This is a genomic window from Demequina sediminicola, assembly GCF_000975055.1.
Lineage (GTDB): Bacteria > Actinomycetota > Actinomycetes > Actinomycetales > Demequinaceae > Demequina > Demequina sediminicola.
On record NZ_BBRB01000006.1, the window covers coordinates 81,570 to 96,044 of the forward strand.

12 protein-coding genes and 7 tRNA genes are annotated in these 14,475 nt (G+C 61.6%); 12 read left to right on the forward strand and 7 right to left on the reverse strand.

Features of this window, described 5'->3' with window-relative positions; translation table 11 throughout:
* Window positions 1–16 precede the first annotated feature (16 nt).
* The 6 genes from treZ to AOP79_RS11110 all read right to left on the reverse strand — a co-directional run bounded on the left by treZ (window position 17) and on the right by AOP79_RS11110 (window position 6,856).
* Window positions 17–1,756, reverse strand: coding sequence for a malto-oligosyltrehalose trehalohydrolase (treZ, locus tag AOP79_RS11085; protein WP_062073580.1), 1,740 nt, complete (start codon window positions 1,754–1,756; stop codon window positions 17–19).
* Entirely contained in the window at window positions 1,753–4,269 is a 2,517-nt protein-coding gene (gene treY / locus AOP79_RS11090; protein ID WP_062073582.1) for a malto-oligosyltrehalose synthase, read from the reverse strand. The genes treZ and treY overlap by 4 nt, the downstream gene beginning before the upstream one ends.
* Before the next feature lie 170 nt (window positions 4,270–4,439).
* Entirely contained in the window at window positions 4,440–4,676 is a 237-nt protein-coding gene (locus tag AOP79_RS11095) for a PLD nuclease N-terminal domain-containing protein (protein ID WP_062073584.1), read from the reverse strand.
* Window positions 4,677–4,753: 77 nt separating this feature from the next.
* Window positions 4,754–4,828 (reverse strand) — tRNA-Val (locus AOP79_RS11100).
* A gap of 61 nt (window positions 4,829–4,889) precedes the next feature.
* Entirely contained in the window at window positions 4,890–5,759 is an 870-nt protein-coding gene (locus AOP79_RS11105; protein WP_062073586.1) for an aminotransferase class IV, read from the reverse strand.
* Window positions 5,756–6,856: a chorismate-binding protein gene (locus tag AOP79_RS11110; protein ID WP_062073588.1), complete on the reverse strand. Its 1,101-nt coding sequence runs from the start codon at window positions 6,854–6,856 to the stop codon at window positions 5,756–5,758. The genes AOP79_RS11105 and AOP79_RS11110 overlap by 4 nt, the downstream gene beginning before the upstream one ends.
* Window positions 6,857–7,009: 153 nt before the next feature.
* On the opposite strand from AOP79_RS11110, the gene AOP79_RS11115 reads away from it, so the two are divergent.
* The 6 genes from AOP79_RS11115 to AOP79_RS11140 all read left to right on the forward strand — a co-directional run bounded on the left by AOP79_RS11115 (window position 7,010) and on the right by AOP79_RS11140 (window position 7,812).
* Window positions 7,010–7,082: transfer RNA gene (locus AOP79_RS11115), tRNA-Gly, on the forward strand.
* 35 nt (window positions 7,083–7,117) lie between these two features.
* Window positions 7,118–7,188, forward strand: a tRNA-Cys gene (locus AOP79_RS11120).
* 1 nt (window position 7,189) lies between these two features.
* Window positions 7,190–7,264: transfer RNA gene (locus tag AOP79_RS11125), tRNA-Val, on the forward strand.
* A gap of 294 nt (window positions 7,265–7,558) precedes the next feature.
* Window positions 7,559–7,630 (forward strand) — tRNA-Gly (locus tag AOP79_RS11130).
* A 35-nt stretch (window positions 7,631–7,665) separates the two neighbouring features.
* Window positions 7,666–7,736 (forward strand) — tRNA-Cys (locus tag AOP79_RS11135).
* Between the two features lies 1 nt (window position 7,737).
* Window positions 7,738–7,812: transfer RNA gene (locus AOP79_RS11140), tRNA-Val, on the forward strand.
* Window positions 7,813–7,907: 95 nt separating this feature from the next.
* Here the strand turns inward: AOP79_RS11140 and AOP79_RS11145 are convergent.
* Window positions 7,908–8,456 carry a TetR/AcrR family transcriptional regulator gene (locus AOP79_RS11145; RefSeq protein ID WP_062073590.1) on the reverse strand — a complete coding sequence of 183 codons (549 nt, stop codon included), beginning with the start codon at window positions 8,454–8,456 and terminating at the stop codon, window positions 7,908–7,910.
* A 138-nt stretch (window positions 8,457–8,594) separates the two neighbouring features.
* Here AOP79_RS11145 and AOP79_RS11150 point away from each other — a divergent pair, with 138 nt between their 5' ends.
* The 6 genes from AOP79_RS11150 (at window position 8,595) to pgsA (ending at window position 14,472) form a co-directional block, all read left to right on the forward strand.
* Window positions 8,595–9,467 (forward strand): hypothetical protein, encoded by an 873-nt coding sequence (locus AOP79_RS11150; RefSeq protein WP_174435663.1) that lies wholly within the window; start codon window positions 8,595–8,597, stop codon window positions 9,465–9,467.
* Between the two features lie 292 nt (window positions 9,468–9,759).
* Window positions 9,760–9,912: an Rv0909 family putative TA system antitoxin gene (locus tag AOP79_RS11735; protein WP_152648112.1), complete on the forward strand. Its 153-nt coding sequence runs from the start codon at window positions 9,760–9,762 to the stop codon at window positions 9,910–9,912.
* A 163-nt stretch (window positions 9,913–10,075) separates the two neighbouring features.
* Window positions 10,076–11,170 carry a phosphotransferase family protein gene (locus AOP79_RS11155; RefSeq protein ID WP_161794268.1) on the forward strand — a complete coding sequence of 365 codons (1,095 nt, stop codon included), beginning with the start codon at window positions 10,076–10,078 and terminating at the stop codon, window positions 11,168–11,170.
* A 135-nt stretch (window positions 11,171–11,305) separates the two neighbouring features.
* The gene (gene thrS / locus AOP79_RS11160) at window positions 11,306–13,297 is read left to right on the forward strand and encodes a threonine--tRNA ligase (RefSeq protein ID WP_062073594.1); all 1,992 of its coding nucleotides are present in this window, start codon (window positions 11,306–11,308) and stop codon (window positions 13,295–13,297) included.
* Window positions 13,298–13,300: 3 nt separating this feature from the next.
* Window positions 13,301–13,855: an HIT family protein gene (locus AOP79_RS11165; RefSeq protein WP_062073596.1), complete on the forward strand. Its 555-nt coding sequence runs from the start codon at window positions 13,301–13,303 to the stop codon at window positions 13,853–13,855.
* Window positions 13,855–14,472, forward strand: a complete 618-nt coding sequence (gene pgsA / locus AOP79_RS11170) for a phosphatidylinositol phosphate synthase (protein ID WP_062073598.1) — start codon at window positions 13,855–13,857, stop codon at window positions 14,470–14,472. The genes AOP79_RS11165 and pgsA overlap by 1 nt, the downstream gene beginning before the upstream one ends.
* Window positions 14,473–14,475: the final 3 nt, after the last annotated feature.

Genomic DNA, 14,475 nt, shown 5'->3' on the forward strand with positions numbered 1-14,475 from the left:
GCCCGCCAAGGTGCGCTTAGTGGCGTACCAGCGCCACGGCATCGGCCTGGAGCACTACTTCGCCGTCGGACACGTCAACTGCGCCGTAAGTTGCTACGACCTTCCCGTCGTCACTCACTGCTGCGCTGGAGTCAGTGAGATTGGCGTGCACCGTCACCGGCCCGTGAAGAGTCAACACCCGGGGGGAAGTCTCCTCCGCACCGGCGGGGTGTGACGTCCATTCATCGCGGTCACTGACAAGGCGCCGTAGCGCCATCAGATCGGCTACCCAGGTGCGCAGTGAGTCGTGAGGTTCCCCTTCAGAGCCGATGCCGGACCCAAGTTTGGAGCGCAAAAAGGTGGTGCGATCTTGAGGGTCCGGGACCTGTACTGATCTCCCGTACAAGTCATCCCAGCCGTGGCCTGCAAATTCACTCATACGCCCTTCCGAGACAGCGGTGGCAAGCGGCTCGGAATGGTCGGTGAAGAACATGAAAGGACGGCGTTCTCCGTACTCCTCGCCCATAAACAGCATGGGGGTGAAGGGGGACAGCAGTATCGCCGCCAGCGATGTGGCTTGAGCGCCTGGACTGAGGCGGGTCGACGGGCGGTCTCCGATGGCGCGGTTGCCCACTTGGTCGTGGTTAGAAGCACACACGACGAACCGACGCCGGTCCATGTCGTGCGGTACCGGCGCACCCCAGTTTTTTCCACGGAACGGCGAGTACGTGCCGTTGTGCCAGAACACTTCGCGGTACACCTTGTCGAGAGCCTCGATGGAACCGAAGTCTACGTAGTACCCATGGCGTTCGCCGGTGAGATACGCGTGCAAGGCGTGGTGCACATCGTCATTCCACTGCGCTGTCATGCCCAGCCCGCCTTCAGCGGTCGGGGTGACCATGCGCGCATCGTTGAGATCAGACTCTGCCACGAGGCCCAGTGGTCTGCCCAAGCGCTCGCTCAATGCTGCGGTGTCGTCAGACATCTCAGCCAGGATGTGCGTGGCGGATTCGTCCTGCAGTTCGTGGACGGCGTCGAGCCGCAGGCAGTCGATGTGAAAGTCCTCAAACCAACGCCGCGCGTTGTCGCGGATGAACTGGCGCATCCCGTGAGCGTCGGCCTGATCGAGATTGACGGCCCACCCCCACGGGGTATGGTGCGCGTCAGTGAAGTATGGGCCAAACTTCGACAGATAGTTGCCGTCGGGACCCAAGTGGTTGTAGACCACATCAAGACATACACCCAGTCCTGCCCGGTGCGCGGCGTCAACGAAGCGTTGGAGTGCAGCAGGGCCGCCGTACGCTTCATGCACTGCATAGAGCGCTACGCCGTCGTAGCCCCAGCCGTGGCGCCCCGGGAATGCCGCTACAGGCATGAGGGAGACGATGTCCACGCCACTGGCCTTGAGGTCCTTCAGTTGGACGATCGCGCTGTCGAGCGTGCCCTGAGGGGTGAAGACCCCCACATGCATTTCGTAGAACACCGCACCGAGCGGGTCCACGCCTGTCCAGTCCTGGTCGCGCCACTGGTGTATCGCGGTGTCGAACGCTCGTGACGGTCCGTGCACGCCATGGGGCTGCCACGCGGAGCGTGGGTCGGGCCATGGGCCGTCGCCGTCAACCTCGTATGCGTAGTCGGTACAGTGTGTGAGCTGAGGTCCGTTCCACCAGCCCTCGTCGTCGAGTGTGAACTCGACGCGCTCCTGTTGTTCCGCGTCAGGTGAGCCCACAACGGCCACCACTGACTGCGCGTGGGGTGCCCACACCCGCGTCGTCATGACTGAACCTCCAACAACGCCACCGGCAGCGTGCCGAGTAGTTCGCTCAACTCAACGGTGCCGCCAGCGTAGGTACGGCCAGAGAGTACATCGAGCCATGTGCCCTCGGGCAGAGTGACGGTGTGCTCTCGCCATCCGCCCAACTGGTCCAAATCCAACCCAAGCCGCGTTGCTGCCGTGATGACGCGTGGTTCATCATCGACAGTACGGGCGAACACGACAGCGTGCCCCGACGACGAGGGCAACGGCACATAGCCAGCGCCTTCACCAATGAAGACCTCTGCATGGTTGCGCCGCGCCCGCAACGCGCGTGACGTCACCAGTAGCTTCTCTTCGTTCAACGTGCGTGGCTTTGCACCACTGTCGAGACGCTCGAGCTCGCCTGCCAACGCACTGAAGTCCACCGGTCGGCGATTGTCGGGGTCAACCAACGACGGCGCAAGGGCCTCCGTACCTTGATAAACGTCAGGAACTCCCGGCATGGTCAATTGAATGAGTTTCATTGCCAGGACGTGGGCACGCACGCCCGCCGAGACATCTTCGTGCCACTGGTGAATCAGGGATCGCACAGCGCGATCTCCGTGAGTCGTTTGCGCGAACCACAGGACAGCGGACTCATAGTCCTCGTTGACCGATGTCCAGGTCGTGTGTGTCTTTGCCTCACGCATCGCCTTGATGAGGTACCCCTCAAGGCGGTCCCACTCCATCGTCGAATTCTGGTCCGACGTTCCCACAAGCGTTTGCCACCACAAGTTCTCAGTGCGCCCATCCAACTGCGCCGGCCGGGACTGTGCCGTGGCCTCCTGCAAGCGCGTGATGAGGTGGTCCCAATCCTCGGCAGCCTCAGACAGCACTGACAGGCGCGCGCGCACATCCTCGGAGCGCTTCGTGTCGTGCGTGGTGAGCGACATCATCCCATGGGGGTACTGCAACTGCTGTTCATCGGCCCATGCGTGGAAGTTCGCAGGCGGAAGCCCGAACTTGGAGGCGGGGGAGCCGACTTCACAGAGGGGAAGCAAGTGCGTCCAGCGGTAGTAGGCCGTATCTTCAATGCCCTTGGCCATGACGGCACCGCAGGCTTGCTGGAAGCGTGTGATGAGTTCCCGGCGGTTGGTGTCATTGGTGCGTCCCGCGGAACCCACCTCAGCACCCTTGAGAAGATCGACCACCACGTCAAGAGTCTCATGGCGTTCTGAGTCGAGCTGGGCGCGTGCCCGTGTGGCTGCCTGATCGATCGCGTCCAGCGAAGGTGGCTTGGGCTGTGAGCCCGCAACGACATACGCGCGGTAGCGGTCAAAGGTAATCAAGAGAGTGCGCAGGCAGTCATACAGGGACCGCCACGTGTGATCCCGCAGTCGCACGTCTGTAGTGCAGATCGTGTGCGCGATGGTGGCCAAGCGGTGCACCTCGCTAGAAAGCGACTCCTTCACAATCTCGCGCTTGGCCTCGTTGATCATTGCCGGAAGAGTGCCCATGGCGTCTCCTGTGACGCGATGCAGTGTCGCGGCCAGCGGGGAAGAGCCCGCAGGGTCACGCAAGAGCGCTCCAACGCGCCAGGCACCGTCGTAACCCGTGGTGCCCGCAGTGCGCCAACTAGTGGGTAGCCGTTCCTCATCCTCGAGGATCTTCTCCACCACAATCCACGCGCCATCCGTGGCATCCGACAGACGCTGGATGTAGCCCGCAGGGTCCGCGAGACCGTCCGGGTGGTCAATGCGGAGACCATCGAGGGTCTTGTCCTTGATCAGATCCACAATCACACGGTGAGTGGCCTCAAAAACGTCGGGGTCTTCCACACGGACCGCCACCAAGGAGCCGACATCGAAGAAACGCCGGTAGTTCAGTTCCTCATTGGCGACGCGCCAATACGCCAGGCGATAGTGCTGTTGATCCACGAGTGAATCCAGCGGAAGGTTCTCGGTGCCTGGACGGATGGGAAACACGTGGTCGTAGTAGCGCAGCACATGGACTTCGCCCTCATCCTCAAAACCCGGGATCTCCATCGTGTCGATCGAGAGCTCACCGTTCGCCAACACCGTACCGATGCGTTCCCCGAGCACCGGCATGAGCACGGGGTCGCCACTGGACCAGTCCACATCAAACCAATGCGCGTGATCGGAGTCTTCTCCGTCACGCAACAGTGACCAGAGGGCCTTGTTGTGGAACGCCGGGGTCGGGACGGCCATGTGGTTCGGCACCACATCGGCAATCAGGCCGATGCCGCGCTCGCGGGCTTGAGTAGCCAGATCCCGGAGCGCATCCACACCACCGAGGGCGCTCGCGATCTGGGAGTGGTCCACCACGTCATAGAAGTGGGTCGACCCTGGAGCGGCTTCCAAGATGGGGGACAGGTACAGGTGGCCGACGCCTAGCGCCTCGAAGTAGTCCAACTGTGACGCTGCATCCGCGAACGTGAAGTCAGCGTTGAGTTGGAGGCGGTAGGTCGATGTAGGCACCGGCGCATCTGCACGGTGGCCCAGTCGGCGTGTGCGTTCGTGATGGATCTCAGACATCTAGCGGAGTACCCCTTCGTTGCGTACCGCCCCATCATCCCAGATGAGAGTGACGGACCGGTGTCCTCCCGCGCCCGACACTTTGAACCAAAGGTGAGCCTGGCGCGCCGGCTGTTGCGAGCATCGGCTCTGCTCCAGCGGCGTGTCGGGGGCCACTCCGGTTCGTACTGTCAGGAAACCGTCGCTGGCCTTGCACGCTTGCCAGCGACGAACCACATCACCGGGCCCACCACCGGCACCACGAGGATCAGCAAGCACCACAGTGCAACGGCGCTCGACGACATCAACGATGCACGACGCGCAACCGAGACGAGGGCGACAACGGCGAATGCGAGCGTGGCGACAGCGACCACCGTCCACGCCACGTCGTAGGTGGTGGGAAGCAGCGGCGAGACCTCGGAGATCATGGCTCGAGACTAGCGATCCAGAGACGCGCGTGATAGCCAGGAAAGCAAAAAAGCCACCCCGAAGAGTGGCTTTCATGTGGTGGGCGATACTGGGATCGAACCAGTGACCTCTTCCGTGTGAAGGAAGCGCGCTACCCCTGCGCCAATCGCCCTGTAAGCGTGAACAATACTAGCGCGACTTTGGCCATGCGACGACCACGCGTCAGTGTCGGCCTACCGCTGCCGGGGGAGCGGCGGGTCGGGCTGCCGCTCGGCCTGTAACTCGAAGTGCGCAGAGAGGTCGCGTAGTAGCGGGCCCGCTGAGATGTCTTGACCTTCCAGGGACGACACGTGTTGGACACCACGGACTGCGCTCGTGACTGCCAGGTGCGCTGTTCCATCGAGAACCTCGTCCAGTACCCCGAGAGGCAACTCGCCGGGGGCGGACACCCGCACCGGAATTCCGGCCAATGCGCCCCACTCGAGTGCTAGTCCGCGGACGATGCCGGGCAGGCATCCCGAGGCAAGTGGGGGCGTGAGGACTTCACCGTTGCGTTCGAGGAACACATTGGTGCTGGTGCCCTCGCACAGGTTTCCGTACGTGTTGGCGAGGATCGCTTCGTCGGCTCCCTTATCGCGAGCGAAGTTGGCGATGACCGCGTTCTCGGCAGCTGATGTGGTCTTAATGCCGGCTACGGCGGAGCGCTCATTCCGTTTCCATGGCGCCCGCACTACGGCACACGTCCGCGGCTTTTCTCCGTGGGTAGCCGCCACGGTGACGGTGAGTGCATCGTCACCACGTGTGTAGCCTGCGGGTCCCACTCCAGAGGTGACGGTGACGCGGACTCGGCTAGCGAGCGCATCGGCTCGGAGTACGGCGTCGATGCCCGAGCGGACGTAGTCGAGGTCAATGTCTTGCAACCCCATCCGTTCGGCACCATACGCCAGGCGTGTCAGGTGTCGGGTGACCGCGAAAGCGTGGCCGTCACGAACGCCGATGGTCTCAAACACGCCGTCGCCCACCGTAAAGCCGTGGTCATTGGCGGAGACGACCGGCTCGTCGGGTTTCCAGAGACGTCCGCGCGCCCACACCATCCCACTCATGGGGTCATTGTCCCGGCAGATGCCAGGGCAATCAACCGGGAGGCCTTCAATTCAGTCTCCTCCCACTCGGCTTGTGCATCCGACCCCCAGGTGATTCCGGCGCCCGTACCAAAGCGCAGCGTGCCCCCATGATCTGGTTCCCACCAGAATGTGCGAATCCCGACCGCGAGCTCAGCGCGGCGTCGGTCTGCATCGATCCAGCCAATGGCGCCGCAATAGGGGCCGCGGTCTTCACGTTCTTCGCGTTGGATGATCCGTAGTGCCGAGGACTTCGGGGCACCTGACACAGACCCGGGTGGGAATGTGCCGTCGAAGAGCGCCTGCCACATGCGCGGCGCCCAGCTCAGTTCGTCCGTAAGCTCCACGCTGACAGTGGATTGCAGATGTTGAAGCCCTGGCAAATGATGGAGACCAAGAAACTCAGTGACGGCCACGGAACCGGGCTTGGCGACATGCGAGAGGTCGTTACGCACAAGATCCGTGATCATGACGTTCTCTGCCTCATCTTTGGGCAGCATGTCCGCCCCGGGCGCCGCTGTTCCCTTGATGGGTGACGAGTTCACTGTGGCGCCGTCCACACTTAGATAGAGCTCCGGTGAAGCTGACACCACCCACGCGCAGGCCCGCTCCGGCGAGCCTGAGGCAGAGATGTCGATGCTCGCGGCGTATCGGGAGGGGTTTCCCTCTTGCAGGTAACGGCGGAGGGCCGATGCTGCGCCTGGCTTGGGAGCGTGAAACGGGGCATGAAGGATGCGGCACAAATTGACTTGGTAGACGTCGCCTTCACGGATGTGGGCGCGGACATTGTTCACTCCGGCGATGTATTGCGCCTCGTCGAGCGACGTTGCCCAGGAATCGGGGTGGGGTCCGTGCCATGCGGCTCCGTCACCTAATGAACCGTGTGTCTCATCGCGGTACTCGACCGTGTCCATCCGCCATGCGTCAAAGCCGCCCTCGAACCGAGCCACCACCACCCAGAACCCTTCGTTCGCGAGTGTTGCGGCATCGTCCAGGCTGTCGATGTGGGCGACGGGACGTGTGGCGCGCACGGTACGAAAGATCGCCTCGCCGTGCCACGAATCCGGGGTGGTGTTCACAGGGTTAACGGTAGTAGGGATCGGTGTGCGAAGGCGTCAATGGTGAGCATCAGGTGGCACAGCAGTGACTCCGCAGGGCATCGCGTCACGGATTTGGCGCGCATGCCACAATGGGCTAGTCTCTACTTCGCGTTGAGGATGTTTCCTCACAGCGCGGACGTAGCTCAGCTGGTAGAGCATCACCTTGCCAAGGTGAGGGTCGCGGGTTCGAATCCCGTCGTCCGCTCGTAGGTACGTAGCCGGCCTCACGTCGGCGATCGCGGTGGGTTGGCCGAGAGGCGAGGCAGCGGCCTGCAAAGCCGTATACACGGGTTCGAATCCCGTACCCACCTCGGGCGATTGGCGCAGCGGTAGCGCGCTTCCCTGACACGGAAGAGGTCACTGGTTCGATCCCAGTATCGCCCACCACATGAAGGCCACCCTTCGGGGTGGCTTTTTTGCTGTCCGGTTCCGTGGTGCACTCCGTTTCCCCTGGGACACCGCTAAATCCCACCCCGCGACACTACGAACCGAAACGCCAGCGACACGCCGGCGAGAACGGGCCGATGCGTCGATTGTCCTGCGTGTCGAGCTCACCTTTGGTTCGCACTGGTGGCGGATGTGGTGGTGGATGTGGTGGGCGCCGGTGGCGGAGATGGTCGTGAGTAGGGGTGGGGATCGGCTAGAGTATTCCTCGGTTCGGAAAAGTAGCACCGGGCCAGCGCGGACGTGGCTCAGTGGTAGAGCATCACCTTGCCAAGGTGAGGGTCGCGGGTTCGAATCCCGTCGTCCGCTCGTAGTACAAAGCTGATCGTGGTGTCGGCATATACGGTGGGTTGGCCGAGAGGCGAGGCAGCGGCCTGCAAAGCCGTATACACGGGTTCGAATCCCGTACCCACCTCGGGCGATTGGCGCAGCGGTAGCGCGCTTCCCTGACACGGAAGAGGTCACTGGTTCGATCCCAGTATCGCCCACCACATGAAAGCCACCCTTCGGGGTGGCTTTCTGCATTTCTGGCCTGCGACCGGGGGTGGGACTGGGGTGTACCTGTGCCGTCGAGTGCCGTACGCCGTTAGCGTGGCCTCAGCCCGAGCAAGGCGATGTCGAGGGCCTTTTGGGCGGCATCGGGATTGTTCATGCCAGCGGGGCTATTGAGCACTCCGTAGACCATGCCTACCACCATGAGCAGGTCGTCGACGGTGAGGTCGTTGCGAAGAACCCCCGCTTGCTGGCTGATCTTGAGTGGTTTGCCGAAGAGGATGATCGAGCGCCGCCAGAGTGGTTCGAGTTCGCCGCTGTCCGAGTCGGTGTTGAAGATCAGATTGAACAATCCGGGTATGCGGTTTTGTTGCTCTGCCACTGCGGTAAGGAGCGTGAGCGCGACATGTGGGTCGTTGCCCTCGTTGGCGACGAGTGTTTCTAGGCCGGTGAGGCGTTCCCTGTAGATCGCAGCGGCAAGCGCTTGACGGTGAGGGAAGTGGCGGTAGAGCGTTCCGCGACCCACACCGGCGCGCTCTGCGACGAGTTGAAGGGGCGCGTTGACGCTGCCTTCGGCAAAGACGGCTTCTGCTGCAGTGAGGAGTGCTTGGTAGTTGGAGCGCGCATCGCGTCTCTGATTCATATGGCACTCGTTTCTGTCTTAGGGCCTTTGGTCCCATGTGCAGGTTACCGGCCACTGGCATCATCTCTAGTAACGGACACTGATGTCCGTTTAGGAAATGGGTAGCCAAAGGTGGCTCTCCGAAGAAGGGACACGATCATGGACCTCCCGTGGTGGTCATACGCAATATCAATGCCGCTGTACTTTGTTTTCTTGCTCTGGGTGGTGGATTACTTCCGCAAGCATCCCAAGGCCTCCGCGTACTTCTGGATTGCCATCCTGCTCACCTTTCCCCTCTGGATCATCACCGGGGGAGTCGATGGCTGGTTCCGCTGGTTCAAAATCTTGTCCGTCATACTTCCCACGATCGTGGTGGGTCTTTCGCGCCTCAGCGTTCATGAGAATCGCACCGGAAAGTTCTGGGATGTAGTCCGCAAGCCGGGATTCCTCTGGTTCTTCTACGGCATCCTCTTCCTCAACATTGCAGAAGCAACTGTCAAGGACATTGAGCTCGGAAACTACCCGAACGCCGTGGTAGGACTCATCCTCTGCGCGACCATTCCCTTCGTACCCAAATACTGGAAGATCGGCGCTAGCGGGGGCGCCGACCTCATTGCCTATACGACCGTTGGCTGGAACCTGTTGTACACGTCGTGGAATGCCGCATTCGTGTATGCCGAGGCACCCAAGTACTTCGCATCGAGCGTGGTCATCCTGCTTGCTGCGGAAATCTACCCGCTCATCAAGAAGCGCCCAGAGCTCTACGTCATGGCTCGTGTCTACACCCTGGCAACCCACCTCATTTTGCGGGCGACTGCCGACTTTTTCCCGGCCGTCATGGATGCCTCAAGTTGGTACAACGATGAAGTCTTGAAGTGGTGGGGCATTGTCAACCTCGTCGCCGCAATTCCGTTCTTGTTCTGGCACATGTGGCAATTGGATTCCGGCAAGGCGGAACGCAGCTTCCGTCACGGTCGAGACCCCAAGACCGATGAGCCGGCAGCAGCAGAATTACCTGTGACGTCACAGTAGCGTGCCCGGAATGCCGCCCGCCGTGCCATAGGTGAGCACCGTCCGGACCTTGACACTGCGAACCGTCATCACATGCGACACGCCGAGGGAGTTGGGCCGATGCCTGACTCGCCCGGTGTGGCGGCTGCACCTTTGGTTTGCAGTGTCTTTGGTTCGCAGCGTCGAGGGGTTGAAGTGAGAACGAGCCGACAATGTCCGGTACGACGGAGGTGGGCGTGCGGAAACGGAGTACTGGACGTAACGTTGAATGTGAGCACTACACATTCGAGGAGGCGTCGTGGGCATCGGTGACATGGTGAATAAAGCCAAGGACAAGGCAATGAATATGTCCGACGAGGACATCGACAAAGCGGCAGACACCGCCAAGGACAAGTCACCGGACAAGTTCGACGACAAGATCGACAGTGCGGCGGACTGGGCAAAGGACAACAACAACCAGCAGTAACGCGTTTTCGTGGGCCGCGTCAGTTCCGGAAAAACCGCACATTTCGTGGTTCGATGGCACTATGACGAGTCAGTCTGCGGCCGACGTCCTTACCGGCCAGGGGGCAGAGCAAGTATTAGCGACCGCTTTGGCGACCACTCAACTAGAGCTTGAATCATGGTCAATGGATGCTGTACACGCCCGCCCGGGCGCGGAAACATCGGTGTGTTACGACGTAGAAGCGTCCGGCGAACGCATTTACCTTGTGGCGTCCACGGTGGAGTTGTCGGACCGTCAACGCTCTGCTTCGAAGGCTATCCGTCTGGAATCAGACAAGGGCGTGGTGCATGTGTGGCGCCACCCTGCGGATCCATATCTGACGGGATTAGCCGATGCCTGTGTGCCTGAGGCTCTGCAGTCGCGCCTGACGCGCGCAGGTGCCGACACGCCCCATGTGGATCACTTGGAGATGTTGGTCCTGCGCCCCATGCGCCGTGCCGTCCTCAAGGCTCACGTGTCCGAGGCAGGGAAGCAGGACACGTGGTTCGTGAAGGTTGTTCGGCCTGAGCGTGCTTACGACCTCCTTCACCGCCACCGCTTGAGTTCGCTCGCGCCGCGCGCCCTCGATGCCGGCGATGGGATCATCCTGGTGGCACAGGCGGCGGGAGTCGCCATGACCGAAGCATTGCATCGTCCCGGCGGGGGACAGCCGGCGCAGATCGATCCCACCATCTTGACGCGCGCACTCGACACCTTGCCACCAGCGATTTGCGAGTTGCCATTGCGCCCGGCAGTTCCTGACCGCCTCAGCCTTTACATTGACCTCGCCACGGACCGTGGCCATGATGCAGCGGTGTTGTCGCGTATCGCGGGGGAGATTGGCCCCAGGCTCGATGCGCCGGAAGACGTGCCACTGGTGCCTACCCATGGGGACTTTCACGCCGCGAACGTGCGGCTCAATGACGCGCAGACGCCGGAGAGTGTGGTCGGGCTGATCGATATTGACACTCTTGGCCCCGGTCGCCGGGCCGACGACCTGGCGTGCATGGTCGCCCACGTCTCAGTACTTCCCACGTTGGACGCCGACGGCTACGCTCACGTGGCGCCCGAGGCTCACCGTCTCTACCAATCATTCGCCCAGGAGGTGAATGAGCCCGACCTGCGCCGTCGAGTTGCTGCAAACCTCGTGGCCCTCGCGTCCGGGCTCGATGAACATGAGCGCGCACGCACGTGGATCGCGATGGCGGAAGACGTGGCGTTCCGCCGCATGTTCGGCTAGTTCTCATCCCGCCAACACTCGCGTGCCTGCTGGCGTGGAATACCCACCAAGGCCGCATGGTCGGTAGCATCGTGGGGTGGTGCGCCTACAGGGGTGGCACTACTACTTACTGTCACGAATCAAGGAGACCCCACGGTGCCCAGCTTGACTGCAACCATTGACGGCGACAAGCGCGAGCTCGAAGCCGCAACGACGGGCACTGATCTGTACTCCGAGCGCCGAGATGTCCTGGTAATGAGGGTCAACGGCGAGTTGTGGGACCTCTCCCGTGAGATCCCCGCAGATGCTGAAGTCGAAGCCGTGACCATTCACGACCCAGACGGCCTGATGGTGCTACGTCACTCGACCGCACACGTGCTCGCCCAGGCAGTGCAGCAACTCAATCCAGACGCGAAGCTGGGTGTAGGACCTCCGATCGAGAATGGCTTCTACTACGACTTCGATGTGGAGGAGCCCTTCACCCCGGAGGACCTCAAGAAGCTTGAGAAGACCATGCAACGCATCGTCAAGGAAGGTCAGTCCTTCCAGCGTCGAGAGGTCACCCGTGAAGAGGCACTCGAGGAACTCGCAGGCGAGAAGTACAAATGTGAGCTGCTGACACACGATGCCGAAGGTGCCGAAGGTGCCTCCGTCGAGATTGGTGAGGGCGATATCACCATCTACGACAATGTGCGCCGCAATGGCGACGTGGCATGGAAGGACCTGTGCCGGGGACCACACGTGCCGAGCACCAAACTTCTTGCCAACGGATGGGCGCTCATGCGATCCGCTGCCGCGTACTGGAAGGGTTCGGAGAAGAACCCTCAGCTGCAGCGCGTCTATGGCACTGCCTGGCCCACCAAGGAAGAGCTCGTTGCGTACAAGGAACGGCTCGCTGAGGCTGAGCGTCGTGACCACCGCCGCCTTGGCTCCGAGATGGATTTGTTCTCCTTCCCGGAGGCCATCGGATCCGGCTTGCCCGTGTTTCACCCCAAGGGCGCCATGATCCGCATGGAGATGGAGGACTACTCACGCCGTCGTCACGTCGAAGAGGGCTATGAGTTTGTGTATACGCCGCACGCGACCAAGGGACAGCTCTTTGAGCAGTCGGGTCACTTGGACTGGTATCGCGACGGCATGTACCCGCCTATGCACCTCGACGAGGAGCGCGACAGCAAGGGCAACGTCACCCGGCAGGGCCAGGACTATTACCTGAAGCCGATGAACTGCCCCATGCACAATCTGATTTTCGATTCGCGTGGCCGTTCCTACCGTGAGTTGCCGTTGCGAATGTTTGAGTTCGGCACCGTGTATCGCTATGAGAAGTCCGGTGTGGTGCATGGCATGACTCGTGCTCGTGGATTCACACAGGATGATGCGCACATCTACTGCACACGCGACCAGATGAAGGCGGAACTGACCCGTACGTTGGACTTTGTGTTGGGGCTGCTCAAGGATTATGGACTTGAGGACTTCTACCTCGAGCTGTCCACCAAAAACCCGGAGAAGTTCGTGGGTGCGGACGACATTTGGGAAGAAGCCACTGACACGTTGCGTGAGGTCGCTGAGGGATCGGGTCTCGAGCTGATTCCCGACCCGGGCGGCGCTGCGTTCTACGGACCCAAAATTTCTGTCCAAACCCGTGACGCCATCGGCCGTTCTTGGCAGATGTCGACTATTCAGCTCGACTTCAACCTGCCCGAGCGTTTTGACCTTGAGTACACCGCTCCCGACAACACTCGCCAGCGCCCAGTCATGATTCACCGCGCTTTGTTTGGGTCTATCGAGCGGTTCTTCGCGATCCTCACGGAGCACTACGCGGGTGCATTCCCCGTATGGCTGGCCCCGGTGCAAGTCCGTGCGATTCCTGTGGCAGATGCGTTCAACGACTACGTGGGTGATGTGGTCGCACAGTTGCGCTCTCAAGGGATTCGTGTGGAGCTTGACGATTCGGACGAGCGGTTCCCCAAAAAAATCCGCACCGCGTCCAAGGACAAGATCCCGTTCACGCTGATCGCCGGTGGCGACGACGCCGATGCCGGTGCCGTGTCCTTCCGATTCCGCGATGGAAGCCAGGACAACCAAGTGCCAGTCGCCGATGCGGTGGCCAGAATCGTCGAGGCGGTTCGTACCAAGGCCCAGGTGTAGCGCATGGCTGAGGTTGTTGACGGCGCTCAGATGGGTGGAGAACCCGACGGGTTTGACCGATTGTGGACGCCACACCGGATGGCTTACATCGAGAACGGAAAGTCACGGGCAACGTATGAGGGCGCCTCAGACTGCCCGCTGTGCGCCAAGATCGATGTGGCCGACCGGGACGCCCTCGTGGTGCACCGCGGTGAGCATTGCTACGTGGTGCTCAACCTCTACCCCTATAACCCCGGCCATCTCATGGTGTGCCCGTATCGCCATATCGGCTGGTACACCGACACCACGGATGCTGAGCGCGATGAAATGGGTGTGTTGACGCAGACCGCGATGCGTGTGCTTCAGCGTGTCTCGGGCACGCAAGGATTCAATATCGGCATGAACCAAGGTGCCATTGGTGGCGCGGGGATCTCCGAGCACCTGCACCAGCACGTGGTCCCTCGGTGGATGGGCGATGCGAATTTCTTGCCGATCATCGGTCAGACCAAGGCCCTCCCTGAATTGCTAGATGACACGTGGCAGAAAGTGTCGACCGCATGGTCGGAGGAGAACGCCTGATGCTTGGTTGGTTGCGCCCATTCGCGGGCAAGGTTTGGGCCGCGCCCGCACGGGGTCTGCTGCGTCTAGGGGTACATCCCAACGCGGTCACCATCGTCGGTACCATCGGCGTGGTCTTCGGGGCTTGCTTCTTTTTCCCCAAGGGTGGCATCTGGCTCTTCTGGGGAGTGTTGTTCATCGCGTTCTTCGTGATGACGGACATGCTCGACGGCACCATGGCCCGGCTGTCCGGGAAGTCGTCGCGCCTTGGTGCCTTCCTTGACTCCACGCTCGACCGAGTGGCTGATGCCGCCGTGTTCGGAGCCTTGGTGTGGACCTTCCGCGTGGACGAGCCCGCAACGTCGCTGGCTGCGTTGCTGTGTCTCGCTCTCGGATCGTTCGTCCCGTATGCGCGAGCGCGTGCGGAAGGCCTGGGTATTGACGCCTCCGTGGGTATCGCGGAGCGCTCAGACCGCTTGCTCTTGGCCTTGCTTGCTACGGCCGCGGTTGGCCTCGGTGCGCCGGTATGGGTCCTGACCGCAACGCTCTACGTTCTCGCGGTGGCATCGGCGTTCACCGTCGGCCAACGCACGATGGCAGTGGTGCGTGCCGAGCGCGCTGCGGTGGAGAGTAACTAAATC

Coding starts and splice junctions, on each gene's coding strand:
- treZ (WP_062073580.1), bottom strand. CDS start 1,756: ATGACGACGCGGGTGTGGGCACCCCACGCGCAGTCAGTGGTGGCCGTT.
- treY (WP_062073582.1), bottom strand. CDS start 4,269: ATGTCTGAGATCCATCACGAACGCACACGCCGACTGGGCCACCGTGCA.
- AOP79_RS11095 (WP_062073584.1), bottom strand. CDS start 4,676: ATGATCTCCGAGGTCTCGCCGCTGCTTCCCACCACCTACGACGTGGCG.
- AOP79_RS11105 (WP_062073586.1), bottom strand. CDS start 5,759: ATGAGTGGGATGGTGTGGGCGCGCGGACGTCTCTGGAAACCCGACGAG.
- AOP79_RS11145 (WP_062073590.1), bottom strand. CDS start 8,456: ATGAATCAGAGACGCGATGCGCGCTCCAACTACCAAGCACTCCTCACT.
- AOP79_RS11150 (WP_174435663.1), top strand. CDS start 8,595: ATGGACCTCCCGTGGTGGTCATACGCAATATCAATGCCGCTGTACTTT.
- AOP79_RS11735 (WP_152648112.1), top strand. CDS start 9,760: ATGGTGAATAAAGCCAAGGACAAGGCAATGAATATGTCCGACGAGGAC.
- AOP79_RS11155 (WP_161794268.1), top strand. CDS start 10,076: ATGGATGCTGTACACGCCCGCCCGGGCGCGGAAACATCGGTGTGTTAC.
- AOP79_RS11165 (WP_062073596.1), top strand. CDS start 13,301: ATGGCTGAGGTTGTTGACGGCGCTCAGATGGGTGGAGAACCCGACGGG.
- pgsA (WP_062073598.1), top strand. CDS start 13,855: ATGCTTGGTTGGTTGCGCCCATTCGCGGGCAAGGTTTGGGCCGCGCCC.